The sequence below is a fragment of the Treponema bryantii NK4A124 genome, from assembly GCF_000421345.1.
Taxonomy (GTDB): domain Bacteria; phylum Spirochaetota; class Spirochaetia; order Treponematales; family Treponemataceae; genus Treponema_D; species Treponema_D bryantii_B.
Genome location: NZ_ATWV01000001.1, coordinates 349,970 through 363,120 on the forward strand (window position 1 = coordinate 349,970; position 13,151 = coordinate 363,120).

Sequence of the window (13,151 nt, forward strand, 5' to 3'; positions counted from 1 at the left end):
GTAGGTCGAAGACCGTATCGAAACCACCGTTGCTACTAAGAAAACGGAACTATTCACTTTTTTGATGATTTCTACTATAATATGCAGAATATGACAAAGATTAAAAAATCTGGAATTGTGATCATCTCGCTGTTTTTTTTGGGCTCTCTTCTTCTTGGTGCTCTTTTGGGATGGTCTGTTTCTGAAACCCGCAACATAATTAATTCTGAATATATAACTGATTTTGATACTGCGCTTCCTACCAAACTTCTTGATATTAATGGTGAAATAATTACTGAATTCGCTTCTGATGAAAAGCGCGAAATCATTGCCTACAACAATCTTCCACAGCAGATGATTGATGCCCTTATTACCCGAGAGGATAACGTATTCTTTTCTCATGCAGGCTTTAATCTTAAGGCTATTATGCGAGGCGTTGTTGGTGTTATTACCCGCCGTTCACTTGGTGGCGGTTCTACACTCACACAGCAGATTGCCGGAACACTCTACTGCGACCGTACAGATAAATCTGTTTTACGAAAGCTTAAGGAATTGTGGTGGGCCATTCAGATGGAACGCCGTTATTCTAAAAACGAAATACTTGAGCTCTATCTTAATAAAATCTATTTTGGTGGCGGTACCTACGGTGTAAACGCTGCTTCAAAATATTACTTTGGCCATGATGCTACAGAAATCACCCCTGCAGAGGCTGCAATTCTTGTAATTCAGCTTTCTAACCCGGCTTTCTACAATCCTTTTGATCATCCTAACCGGGCAATGGATCGCCAGAAGTATGTTCTTGCTTCCATGGTTGACGCCGGCTTCCTTACACAGGAAGAAGCAGATGAATCTTTTGAAAATTACTGGGCAAACTTTGACTACACACGAACTTCAACATCAGCTTACATGATGCGCGATGATAAGGCTCCCTGGTTCAGTGAGTTTGTACGCCGCGAGCTTTCAAGCATGATTTACGGTTCTGATGATATTTATACTTCTGGCTTTACTGTAAACACAACCCTCAACCTTGCTCACCAGCAGATTGCCCAGGATGTAATGATTAAATATATTGAAGATGCAAACAAACGCTACAAGCGTGAGCACTCTTCTAAAACAGGTGTTGCAACAAATGTCTTTGTTCCTATGACAGAAATGCTGGCTCTTCTTTTTGATATTCCGGAATTAAAGGTAAGTGAGCAGAGAACTGAAATTGTTGCAAACAATACTTACATTAATAAAATCAATCCTGTTCTTGATGCAATTTCTCTTATGACAGGAACAGAAAAACTCAAGGTAAATATCGTAAACCGTGCAACTGCACTTGCAAAACAGAATGAAGAAAAAACAACCATCGAAGGTACAATGGTTGCCCTCGACCATTCAAACGGTTATATCGATGCCCTTGTAGGCGGAAGTAAGTTTGATTCTGACAATCAGTTTATAAGAGCTACTCAGGCAAAGGTTCAGCCGGGTTCTACTTTTAAGCCGCTTTACTACTCTGCTGCAATCGACTCACGTAAGTTTACTCCTACGACTCAGATTTCCGACTCCATGGTTGTATTCCATACTGCAGATGGTAAGCCTTATATTCCGCTTAACTTCCGTGGTGAATGGGAAGGTAATGTTTCTGTATGGTATGCCCTTACCCGCTCTATGAACGTACCTTCTCTTAAGATTCTCGACGGTATTGGTTTTGAGGCTGCTATTGACCGTGCATCCAAGCTTCTTGGAATTCCTCAGGATGAGCTCGAAAGCCGCAGCTTCCTGCCTGTATATCCGCTTGGTCTTGGTGTTTGTTCTGTACGTCCTATTGAAATGGCCCGTGCTTATGCAATTTTTGCAAACGGTGGTAAAGAAATTACACCAATGGCAATCCGCACTGTAGAAGATAAAAACGGAAACGTAATTTTGAATCCTGAACTTGATATCAGAAAGGCTCAGGCTGCCAAGGGTGAAAAGATTCAGGTTATTTCTCCTCAGACTTCATTTGTAATGATTAAGCTGCTTGAGCAGACTGTAAATAACGGCGGTACCCTGGGTGCCCAGAAGTGGCACTTTGATTATCGTGATGCAAACGGCAAACGTTATACAATGCCTGCCGGAGGTAAAACCGGTACTACCCAGAACTGGGCCGATGCCTGGACCTGTGGTATTACACCTTACTACGCTGCTGCCTTCTGGTTTGGATTTGATAAGCCTGGCCAGTCGCTTGGTCTTAATATTACTGGTGCAACTCTTGCAGGTTTTGCCTGGGGTGAATATTTTGATAAGGTTCACGCAGATCTTCCATATAAAAACTGGATTAAACCTCTGGAGGGTGTAATTGAATGTACTGTTTGTGCAGACAGTGGTATGATTCTTACAGAGTCCTGCGAGCACTCAACTACCCAGTGGTATCTGGAAGGAACTCAACCTACAGAAATCTGTCCTATTCACTCAAGTACTTCGAACTCTGTAATTTCTATCATTCGTCTTGAAAAAGAAATGTATAAATCAGGCCAGAGAATGTCTTTTGATTTTGATACTACACCGCTTAGCTTTGACCTTAATGCTCCTCTTACAGGCAGCTTCAGCGACGAAGACGATGAAGAAGATGAGGAATTTATAGATAATTCAGCATCTAAGTTTGACTACAATGCACTTATGGAGTAGACTAAAACTGTGTTAGTACAAATCAAAGACATCAAGATTAAAAAGCGGGTTCGTAAAGACCTGGGTAATCTTGAAGACTTGAAAGACAGTATGAAAATCTACGGACTTATGAATCCGATTACCCTCAACAGTAAGTATGAGCTGATTGCGGGTGAACGCCGTTTACAGTCTGCAATTCAGCTGGGCTGGACAAGTATTAATGCTAATATAATTGATAACCTTACCGAAGTAGAACAGCTGGAAATGGAAATTGAAGAAAACAACCAGCGCAAGGAATTTACAGACGCCGAACTTATGGAAGGCTACAAGAGACTTCAGCGACTCCGTAATCCAAACATCTTCTACCGGATCTACCTCTTCTTCAAGCATCTTTTTGAAAAGATTGCCGACTTCTTCCGTAACAGATAATTCTCAGGAAAACCCAAATGTCGTATATAAAAAAAATCACAGCAATTACAGCAGTTTTTATAATGCTTGTTTCAGGCCTTTCTGCAACCGGAGCCGGAATTCAAATTGGTGGAAATCCGGGTATATTTATAAATGAGGATTCTGCAAAGCTGGAAAATTTTTCTGCAACAATCACCGGAACTATGCGGCTTAACCGCCTGCCCCTAGCCTTTGGTTTTGGTTTCGAAGCAGGCTCTTATTTTTCAGTTTTTTCTTACGGCCTTACTGGTTTTGCTGATTATTATGCAATAGACATTCAGCTTAAAAACACCTGGAGTTTCTTCTCTGGTTTTGGAGCCCAGGCAAGCATTCTTACTTCGGATTTTTCAGACTGGACTTTTATTGCGGGGCCAAGATTTTTCTTTGGTGCCAACCGTACTTTTTATGATAATTATCTGGAACTTTTTGCCCAGCAGAATATTGTGCCGTCTTTTTCAAAGGAAGCTTTCTTTCTCAGCCTGCCTTTAGAAGCCGGCATCAGAATGCATTTTTAATATAATCAATTGTTTCCTGAGTATTTTCTTTAAGCATCCAGGGAGCGTTTAAAACCAGCATTCCGCTGCCGTAGAGACGGGGCGGATTTTTTCCTTCGCTTGCCCGGAATTCTTCCAGAGAAACTTCCTTATGTTCATTTTTATCAAATACCTGAAGGCGTAAATCTGCAATTTCAATATTAGCGTTCTGGGAACGAGCTTCATTTGTAATCTGATTGATCATACCCCCAATTTCACTTTGGCGGTGAGCAAGCAGAGGATACCAGAGCATTATAATTCCGTTACTCCATTTTTTATGAACTGCACAGATTGTATCGGCTGCTATTGTATAATCACTGGCCTCTTCGTAACTCGGGTCAATTAAAGCCGCTCCCCTCTTTGTTGCAGGCGGAGTAAGGGCCTTGAGCATTTCCCAGCTGTTACGATTATGAATCTGAATTTCCGGCTGCCCGTCTTCGCTCTTTTTCATATTATGGCGTAGATTTTCAATCTCCTGGGGATGAAGCTCCGAAAGAATAAGAGTATCCTGCTTTCGCATAAAGCTTCGTTCAATCTCTGGTGAACCAGGGTATAAAGAATCTTTCAAATATTTCTGAACAAAAGTAACATAGTCGGCAAAAGCCTGGGGCATATCAGCTTTATCTGCAAACTGCACAATTCCTTTTGTGGCCTCTCCAGTTTTGAGACTGCGGTTATCTTTAAGGTCATAAAGGCCGCTGGCAGCGTGTGTATCAAAAAAAGTATAAGGTTTTTCTTTTTTATTCAGAGCTTCGAGTACCTGAATTAAGACAGAATGTTTTAATAAGTCTGCATGATTTCCTGCGTGAAAAATGTGCTGATATGAAAGCATAGGAGTATATTATCATAAAATGGATTGCTTCGCTACGCTCGCAATAACATAGCCTGCGTCATTGCGAGGAGCGCAGCGACGTGGCAATCCATACATAATTTTCTTGCCCTTATTGAAAATCATTATTATTTTTTAAAAGAAGGTGATGCGTATGAATTACGAAAACTTTACTATTAAAACACAGGAAGCCATTCAGGAGGCTTCTTCAATTGCCAACAAAAACGATAACTCAGAAATAGGAACCGAACATGTTCTTCAGGCCCTGCTCGAACAGCAGGACGGACTTATTGCCCCTGTAATTGAACGTGTAGGCGTTTCTGCAATAGAACTTACGAAAAAGGTCCGCGAGCTTGTAGCTTCTAATCCAAAGGTTTCCGGCGCTGCACAGGTATACTTTTCTCCGGTAATGCAGAAGGTGCTTGCCAAGGCAGAAAACGAAATGACTGCCCTTCACGACCAGTATCTCTCAACAGAGCATATTCTTCTTGCAATGACAGAATGCGATGACCGAACCGGAGACCTTCTCCGCAAATATGGAATTAATCATAACTCAGTTTTTGAAGCCTTAAAATCTGTTCGCGGAAACCAGACAGTTGATAGCAACGACCCTGAGGCTAAAACCCGCAGTCTTGAAAAATACTGCCGCGACCTCACAGCCGCTGCCCGCCAGGATAAGATTGACCCTGTAATCGGCCGTGATGAAGAAATCCGCCGTGTAATGCAGGTACTCTGCCGCCGTACAAAAAATAATCCGGTAATTATCGGTGAACCGGGTGTTGGTAAAACAGCCATTGTAGAAGGGCTTGCCCGCCGTATAGCAAGCGGAGATGTTCCGGAAAGCCTTAAAAACAAGAGGCTTCTCGCCCTGGATTTGGGAAGTCTTGTTGCCGGTGCAAAGTTCCGCGGAGAATTTGAAGAGAGACTTAAGGCCCTCATTACAGAAGTAACAAAGAGCGAAGGCCAGATTATCCTCTTTATTGATGAACTTCATACCCTTGTGGGAGCCGGTGCAAGTGAAGGCAGCATGGACGCTTCTAACCTTTTGAAGCCTGCTCTGGCTCGAGGAGAACTCCGTGCCATTGGTGCAACAACACTTGATGAGTACCGTAAGTATATTGAAAAGGATGCCGCCCTTGAACGCCGCTTCCAGCAGGTATACTGTGCTGAGCCAAGCGTAGAAGACACAATTGCAATTCTTCGAGGCCTGCGTGAAAAATACGAGATTCATCATGGAGTTAGAATTGAAGATGAAGCTCTTGTTGCAGCCGCTACCCTTTCTAACAGATATATCACTTCCCGCTTTATGCCGGATAAGGCCATAGACCTTGTAGACGAAGCCGCAAGCCGCCTTAAAATGGAAATTGAAAGCCAGCCGACCGAACTGGATCAGGTTGAGCGAAAGATGCTGCAGCTGCAGATTGAAAAGCAGTCACTCAGTAAGGAAGATGATGAAGCAAGCAAGGAACGTCTTGAAAAGCTGGAAAAAGAGCTGGCAGAAATCACAAGCAAGCGCGATGCTATGAAGCTTCAGTGGCAGAACGAAAAGGAAAGTATAGATAAGTCCCGCAAAATCAAAGAGCAGCTGGAACAGGCCCGCTTCGAAGAAGAAAAGTTTACCCGCGAGGGCAATCTGGAAAAGGCGGCCGAAATCAAATACAGCACAATTCCAGCCCTGCAGAAAGAACTGGACGCAGCCCTGGCCGCAGAAAAGGAAAGAGCAGAAGGAGGCCGTGATTCCCTGCTCCGTCAGTCTGTAACCGAAGAAGATATTGCAAAGGTTGTTTCTGCCTGGACCGGTATTCCGGTTGCAAAAATGATGACAGGTGAAAAACAGAAATATCTGGAACTGGAAAAGGTTTTGCATAAAAGAGTTGTAGGCCAGGACGAGGCGGTAAATGTTGTAAGCGATGCAATCAGACGTAACCGCAGCGGCCTTAACGACCCTAACCGTCCGCTTGGTAGTTTTATGTTTATTGGACCTACAGGTGTTGGTAAAACTGAACTTGCAAAAACTCTTGCAGACTTCCTCTTCAACGACGAAAAGGCCCTCACCCGAATTGATATGTCGGAGTACATGGAAAAGTTCAGCGTGACCCGTCTTATTGGAGCGCCTCCGGGATACGTTGGTTACGACGAAGGAGGCCAGCTTACAGAGGCAGTTCGCCGCCGCCCTTACAGCGTTATTCTTTTTGATGAGGTTGAAAAGGCTCACCCGGATGTTTTCAATGTTCTGCTGCAGGTGCTCGATGACGGCCGCCTTACAGACGGACAGGGCCGCGTAGTAGACTTTAAGAACACCATCATCATAATGACAAGTAACCTAGGAAGCGATTTGATTCTGGAAGCAGATACTGCTGAAAAGCAGGCAGCCCTGCATGATCAGCTCAATGGCTTGCTGCGCCAGACCTTCCGCCCTGAGTTCTTGAACCGTATTGATGAAATAGTAATGTTCCAGCAGCTTGGAAAAGAACATATTGCTTCCATTATCAAACTGCAACTTGAACGTGTACAGGCCCGCCTTGCAGACCGCAAAATCACACTGGACTTTGACCAGTCTGCTATGGACTTCCTCTGCGACAAAGGCTACGACCCGACAATGGGTGCACGTCCTGTAAAGAGAGCTATTCAGAATTATGTGGAGAATACTCTGGCAAGGGAATTACTTGCGGGAACAGTATTGGATGGAGAAACTATAAAAGTTCGCTCTGAAAATGGAAAATTGATTTTCACGAAATAGTGGTTTCGATACGTCACTTCGTGACTACTCAACCACCGGTGGTTGAGTGCTTCGCGAAGCGAAGTGTATCGAAACCACCGGTCACGGAGAATTAAAACTCGCCTTCTTCGATATGACCGAACTCGCAGAAAACCTTTGCAAGGGTTGCGTGTTCGATCTGTTCGAGGGTGTTGCCAATGTGCTTGTAGAGCTTAATTTCGCCCGTACCACTTCCGCCTTCCAGAAGGTTCAGAACCTTTCTCTGGCCTTCCGGAAGCTCAATGGTACGGTTATTTAACTCACGGATTTTGCAGAAGACATCAATATCAATTACCCATTCCTTACTGTTAAGGCTGGTGCTCCAGTGCAAAAGGTTTTCTTCCGGATTTTCATTTTCCGGCATCTGGGCACAGTCCCATACAACAGAGAACTGTCGTTTTGAACCGTCTGCACAAAGTTCAATATCAATATCTTCGAATTTACCAATAAAGGAAACTCTTTCATCAAAAATACCGTTTACCGCAAATGATGATTCAAAAAGAGTTTTACCTGAAATTACACTTGTAAGATTTGCAGAAGAAAGATGGAAGTAAGGTTCTGGAACACCCTTTCCCCAGAAACGTTCAGAATAGCCGCAGCAGCGCTTTGGATCAATTGCATACTCAGTACCGTCAAAATGAATGGTACCAGAAAAGACTGTCTGAAGACCAAAAGGGAACCATCTGAGTAAATCAGATTTATAACCGTTTTTATAGTCTCTCTGAACAGTATAGTTGATTTCCCATTTTGCATAACCGGCATCGCAAAGCAGCTCCGGATGAGCGGCCTTTTCTTCTTCCGGTACATTTATAAAACCGCCTATTTTGTTTTCGTTGAAATATTTATTGTCGACTATGATTTCGAAAGGTTTATTACTGAATTTAACAAGTTTGACAGGATAGTAAGAACAAAGCTGTTTTCCTTCAACACCGAAAGTACCGACACGCACAGCACAATAAGAAGGCTGAACAATTGCTTCAGTTGAAATACTTTTTGCAGAATCTGTACCGGCCAGTGCATACTGAAGGTCTTCTGCAGAAATCTTTACGCGAGGCTTAAAACCAAGCTGGACAAGATCGTTTGATGCCCATGGATTGAGCATTTCAAACTCAATATAGAACATCTGTTCTGCACCAGTGGATGTATTAATTCCGTTAAAAACAAAACGCCAGTTGTTAATCCCGACCTTTTTTTTAGCCCCGTTTAATCCGAATTTATAATCATTTGATATCTTTGTATTCGACTTCATGCTAACAAAACCTTTTAGATTATCGGGTCAAGCCCTTCGACAAGCTCAGGAACCACCCGATAATGACATGTTTATACTTATATTGTCGGAATTTAGGAAAAAAACTTAATGCACAAACAATAAAAAAAGCCGTCTGCAGCCCTAAAGGCTCAAAACGGCATTTCCTATAAAATAAAATACTTTTTTCTTAAAACGATTTTGCAGACTTACTTAAAGAGTTTATCGATAGTCTTGTCGAGTTCTTTCTGTTCCTCTGGAAAGTTGTCGTTCAAATACTCAAAACACTCTACTGCTGCGCGCTGTGCATGCTCATACCAGATTTCATACAGTTCGTTTTTAAGTTCTCCGCCAGGAAAAGGGGCACCCTGAACGTCAGAAACAAGGTCTCTAAGCATCTTAATGCACTGTTTAGTCTTTTTATCCATAAATTATTCTCCATTATACGGATATCAATAGAAAAATTATAACGGAATTTTGATAATATTTCCACCATTTTTTTCTGATTTTTCTGTTATATCTGCTTTACTGCAGAATACAGCTTTTGAACATTTTTTTACGGCAGCCTCATACAGTCTGTCTGCAGCCTTTTCTACATCCTCTTCTGTAACTTCAAGAATGTTATCTACCCTCTTCTGCTTAAAGGACTGTGGATTACCATAGAGCATTCCTTCAAAACTGCGGGCACCACGGTCTTTAGGACAGGCAGGAACTATAGCATTACCGTAAGAAGAAACAATGGTCTTTTCAACTTCTTCCTTAGGAATTGGAGTTGAACAAAGTTCTTTAAGGGAATCAAGATAAACCTGAAGCGATTTTTCCGGAGTCGGGTCCCGGTAAGTTGTCATAACTGCAGACTTTTCAATACTATCTATCCAGCAGCTGGCACCATAAGCACCACCTGTTGTTCTGATTTTATCCCACAAGGTATGACTCGAAACCCAGGAAGCAAAAATATTTTCTGCAGCCGCTTCTTTTGTAAGATAATCAGAAGCAGGAGTAATTGCGGCGGCGTAACCAGTCTGACCTGAAACTTTCAGGAACTGAAGTTTATCTGATGCAGCCTCATCATACTGACTGATGTATGGCTTAAGTTCTTCCATTGTATAATTGTGAACAGGAAGAAGTTTTGTAAGCCCTGCTTTTTTTGCAAAGCCTTCAAGAAGAGGATGAAGCTTTTTAAGAGACTCTTCATCTGCAGTTATATGAATGATTCCGCCGGCCTTTAAGCATTCCCTGTACATATATGCAAAGGTTTCCAGCAGTTTTTTAGAATCGTGCTTTTTGAAATTTGCAACAGTATTAAGCTGGCTCACACCCCACATTATCTCATTCAGGGCAAGATTCGGGCTCCAGGCAGCACGGGCACGCTTTTGTGCATACTCGCGGCCGTTAGAAATCAAGCCGTTTTTCTTTTCTGCTTTAAGTTCGCCGATTAAGGTCTCAAGGTGTTTATGGTCTTCAAAGTCCATTTTGGTAATAATTTCTGCAAGCATGTCGAGAGCTTCTTCCGCCTTCTCGCTAAGCGCCTTACAAATAAGGCCAATCCAGTTACGGCCGCAGAAATTATATTCACGGTATTTATCGGCCTCTGCCTGGCATTGAGGAACTGAAGGAACAGAACCGCACAAGGTTCTTCCCCAGATGTCGCCCATTATACAGGATGATTCAGCCGTACACTTATCCCAGCCCTTTCCGCTCCAGCCAAGGTTTGTTATTACATCAGCCAGGAAAGGCACATATTGCAGGTACTGTGGCTGCAAATGGTCAAATGGGAATAATACATCAATATAAAAAATACCGTTTGTTTCTTCTTTGCTGACAAAAAGAGGTATGTCGCTGCCATCTGCACCCTTTACAAATTCCAAGTCAGTCTTTGGCAGGTCTATGTGACGGTCTAACTCGCTGATTTTTGTAGTCGGGATACAGGCAGTTTCTTCGGCCGTCTCAATATGCTGCTGGTAAGTGTGAAGCTCATCCAGGTCTTTTTTAAGCAGCCCGCGGTCCAGATTTTTTTCCAGCTTTGCAACAAGGGCAGTTTCAGCTTCTTCTCGTTCCTTAAAATATTTATCAGAAGGTTCAGAAACAAAACGTACCTTAACTGCTTCAGGATCCAGAAAATATTTTTTGATAAGTTTCTTTGTATAATCCGGATCTGCCTTCAAAGCTGCCTTTACCTTTTCAAAAGAAGATATTGGCGTTAGTTGAGACGAACAAGGATCCCCGTTAGACCAGCCCTTAAGAGCCTTTTCCATAATCTGAATGGAGAAAGGTCCCCAGTAGCGGTTCACTTCTCTGAGCGCAAAATCTATGCCCATTACGGCCGAATCTATATCGTCTTGCGACACTCCTTTTTCATAGATGTCCTGCAGAGTTTTTTCTACCAGGCTGAAAACTTTTTCCTCATCACCCTTTTTTACGCCCCAGAGGCCCGCTGTATAAAACTCTTCTTTAAACTGACCGAAGCTCTGGAACTGAACGTCGTCTCCAAGCTTTGAGTCTTTGAGGGCACGGGCAAGCGGCGAAGAATCATTACCGCAAAGTGCTTCGCTTAAAAAGTATTTTTCCATATTGGCAAGGCCAGAGTACCAGTTGAGGGTAACAAGGCTTCCGGTAGAGCCTGTTTCAGGTGCATAAGTTTTTATTGATGTTGACTCTTTTAAGAAGTTGAGTTTCTGTAAGTCCCGGATTTCTGCTTTCATAACAGGATTTTTTGAAGTGACATCAATATTACAGATTACGCCACCTTCCCTGCAGTCATATTTTTTTATAAGACGACCGATAAATCGCTGGTCAATAAAATCAAGCTGCTGATCTGTCGGAATATCACCATACAAAAATAAAATACAGTTATCAGGGCTGTAAAACTTCTGATGGAAATCACAAAACTCTTCATAAGTAAGTTCCGGAATATGAAGAGGATCTCCACCCGAATCAAAGGCAGGATAGCTGTCCGGGTACATGGCGCTTATGAGGTCACTAAAGGCAATCGGCTGAAAGGAAGAATAGTTTCCCTTCATCTCGTTATAAACAACACCCTGAATGCTGAGCTTTCCCTTTTCGTCCATCTCAAGCCGGTGGCCTTCCTGAATGAAGGTTGCGTGGTCAAGTTTTGGAAAGAAAACAGCGTCGCCGTAGACATCCATCATATTAAAGTAGTCTGCTTTGACCACAGAAGCGCCCGGGTAAACGGTTTTATCAGGATATGTAAGAGCATTCAAAAAAGTATTAAGGCTTGTAGAAGCCAGAGTGATAAAAGGTTCTTTCAGCGGATACTTTTCGCTTCCGCAGAGAACCGAGTGCTCCATAATGTGAGCCACACCACGCGAAGTTTTGTCCAGAGTTCGGAAGGCGTAGGCAAAAAGGTTTTCCTTGTCATCCTTGATTATATGATAAACCTCAAGGCCGGTGATTTTATGGCGGAGGTAAACGCCTGTAGCCTTGTAGTCCGGTAGGTCGTCTATTGAAATAAGAACAAAGTCCTTGTATGACTTTCCGATATTTGTTGAGTCTGTAAAATTAAACATAAACGTCGTCGTTCCTGTCTTGTATAATTAAGTGGCCCTCTTCGAAGGCACGACGAAGCTTGCTGAAAAACTCCGACGTTATGCGTTCGCAGTCTGAGCGGCGCATTGGTTTTAATATATCTTCCTGGGCTCGAACCTCGGCACGGCGGCCCGCAGAAATGTTACTTAAGATTTTCTCGCGGAAGTCATCCGGCTTTGCGGCAATCAGGTAGGCAATGTCTGTCTCTGACATTTCACGAAGCTTTTCCTGAACAAAACGGTCGTCCGACTTTACAACATCGTCCATTGTAAAAAGGCGGCTGCGCAGGTCCTGACCTAAATCAGGATCATCTTCTGAAAGATATGTAAGGATATCGTTCTCTGCACCCACATCCATCTTCTTAAGAATCTGGGCAAGAGCGTTACGGCCGTCAATATTTTCAGCCTTTTCAACAGTCTGATTAAGAGACTTTTCGTGCATAGCCTGATCAACACGGCGCAGAACATCCGGGCTTATAGGCTCCATTTTTGCAAGTCTCATTACGACTTCCTTTTTTTCTTCTGGAGTCATTAAATTGATTATTTTGGCAGCCTTTTTTGGGTCCAGATGAGAAAGCACCATGCTCTGCACACCGGGATTTTCATCTTTTATAAGAAGATATACACGCTCGTTGTCTGCATCTTTAAGATAATTGAATGGTACCTTGCCTTCCAGCGGCATGGCCTTTTTAAGAAGCTCGTCGGCACGCTTTTTTCCGTAGGCCTTTTCAAGCATTTCGCGGGCAGTTTCTACACCGCCCTGCTCGCGGGCCTTGTTTAAAAGGCCGTTAAATTCCTCAAGAATTACAGCCGCTTCTTCCTTACTTACAGTCCGGATTGAAGCAATTTCTGGAATTATTTTTTCTATCTGAGTTTCAGAAAGATGAGGTAGAATCTTAGCCGCTTCATCTTCACCAATGAGCAGAAGAAATTTTGCAACACGACGGTAAACGGAATCGCTGCCGTCGGAAGCAGTCTTTTCGACAGGAACTTTGAGAAGGCCGCCTGTTTTTAAAAAGGAAACAGAGTTTTCCAGTTCCTGAGAAGATGAAGGTGTATTTTCTGTTTTATCTTTAGCTTTTATATCTTCAGAAGAACTTGCGGGAGCAGAAGCATTTGTCTTATTTTCAGACTTGCTGCCTGCTCCGTAAGCTTTGGCGCGAAAATCATTTATATTCATATT

At 42.9% G+C, this 13,151-nt stretch carries 9 protein-coding genes; 4 read left to right on the forward strand and 5 right to left on the reverse strand.

Annotated elements, in window-relative coordinates:
* Positions 1–90 precede the first annotated feature (90 nt).
* From G626_RS14975 to G626_RS0101540, 3 genes are read left to right on the forward strand one after another with little or no spacing between them, the layout of a single operon-like run.
* Positions 91–2,631, forward strand: coding sequence for a penicillin-binding protein 1A (locus G626_RS14975; RefSeq protein WP_022931032.1), 2,541 nt, complete (start codon positions 91–93; stop codon positions 2,629–2,631).
* 9 nt (positions 2,632–2,640) lie between these two features.
* Positions 2,641–3,039, forward strand: coding sequence for a ParB N-terminal domain-containing protein (locus G626_RS0101535; RefSeq protein ID WP_022931033.1), 399 nt, complete (start codon positions 2,641–2,643; stop codon positions 3,037–3,039).
* Positions 3,040–3,056: 17 nt separating this feature from the next.
* Positions 3,057–3,572 carry a hypothetical protein gene (locus G626_RS0101540; protein WP_022931034.1) on the forward strand — a complete coding sequence of 172 codons (516 nt, stop codon included), beginning with the start codon at positions 3,057–3,059 and terminating at the stop codon, positions 3,570–3,572.
* Here G626_RS0101540 and G626_RS14980 read toward each other — a convergent pair.
* Positions 3,556–4,422, reverse strand: a complete 867-nt coding sequence (locus tag G626_RS14980) for a 23S rRNA (adenine(2030)-N(6))-methyltransferase RlmJ (protein WP_022931035.1) — start codon at positions 4,420–4,422, stop codon at positions 3,556–3,558. The two genes, G626_RS0101540 and G626_RS14980, sit on opposite strands and share 17 nt — an antisense overlap.
* Before the next feature lie 151 nt (positions 4,423–4,573).
* On the opposite strand from G626_RS14980, the gene clpB reads away from it, so the two are divergent.
* Complete coding sequence (clpB, locus tag G626_RS0101550) at positions 4,574–7,159, forward strand: ATP-dependent chaperone ClpB (RefSeq protein WP_022931036.1); 2,586 nt, start codon at positions 4,574–4,576, stop codon at positions 7,157–7,159.
* Positions 7,160–7,250: 91 nt separating this feature from the next.
* Here clpB and G626_RS0101555 read toward each other — a convergent pair whose 3' ends face one another.
* The 4 genes from G626_RS0101555 to G626_RS0101570 all read right to left on the reverse strand — a co-directional run bounded on the left by G626_RS0101555 (position 7,251) and on the right by G626_RS0101570 (position 13,148).
* On the reverse strand, positions 7,251–8,426 hold the full coding sequence (locus tag G626_RS0101555) for a hypothetical protein (protein ID WP_022931037.1): 1,176 nt from the start codon (positions 8,424–8,426) through the stop codon (positions 7,251–7,253).
* A 206-nt stretch (positions 8,427–8,632) separates the two neighbouring features.
* Complete coding sequence (locus tag G626_RS0101560; protein ID WP_022931038.1) at positions 8,633–8,851, reverse strand: hypothetical protein; 219 nt, start codon at positions 8,849–8,851, stop codon at positions 8,633–8,635.
* A 36-nt stretch (positions 8,852–8,887) separates the two neighbouring features.
* Positions 8,888–11,950: an insulinase family protein gene (locus G626_RS0101565; protein WP_022931039.1), complete on the reverse strand. Its 3,063-nt coding sequence runs from the start codon at positions 11,948–11,950 to the stop codon at positions 8,888–8,890.
* Positions 11,943–13,148, reverse strand: coding sequence for a flagellar motor switch protein FliG (locus G626_RS0101570; RefSeq protein WP_022931040.1), 1,206 nt, complete (start codon positions 13,146–13,148; stop codon positions 11,943–11,945). Before G626_RS0101570 ends, G626_RS0101565 begins: the two co-directional genes overlap by 8 nt.
* Positions 13,149–13,151: the final 3 nt, after the last annotated feature.

Coding starts and splice junctions, on each gene's coding strand:
- G626_RS14975 (WP_022931032.1), top strand. CDS start 91: ATGACAAAGATTAAAAAATCTGGAATTGTGATCATCTCGCTGTTTTTT.
- G626_RS0101540 (WP_022931034.1), top strand. CDS start 3,057: ATGTCGTATATAAAAAAAATCACAGCAATTACAGCAGTTTTTATAATG.
- G626_RS14980 (WP_022931035.1), bottom strand. CDS start 4,422: ATGCTTTCATATCAGCACATTTTTCACGCAGGAAATCATGCAGACTTA.
- clpB (WP_022931036.1), top strand. CDS start 4,574: ATGAATTACGAAAACTTTACTATTAAAACACAGGAAGCCATTCAGGAG.
- G626_RS0101555 (WP_022931037.1), bottom strand. CDS start 8,426: ATGAAGTCGAATACAAAGATATCAAATGATTATAAATTCGGATTAAAC.
- G626_RS0101560 (WP_022931038.1), bottom strand. CDS start 8,851: ATGGATAAAAAGACTAAACAGTGCATTAAGATGCTTAGAGACCTTGTT.
- G626_RS0101565 (WP_022931039.1), bottom strand. CDS start 11,950: ATGTTTAATTTTACAGACTCAACAAATATCGGAAAGTCATACAAGGAC.
- G626_RS0101570 (WP_022931040.1), bottom strand. CDS start 13,148: ATGAATATAAATGATTTTCGCGCCAAAGCTTACGGAGCAGGCAGCAAG.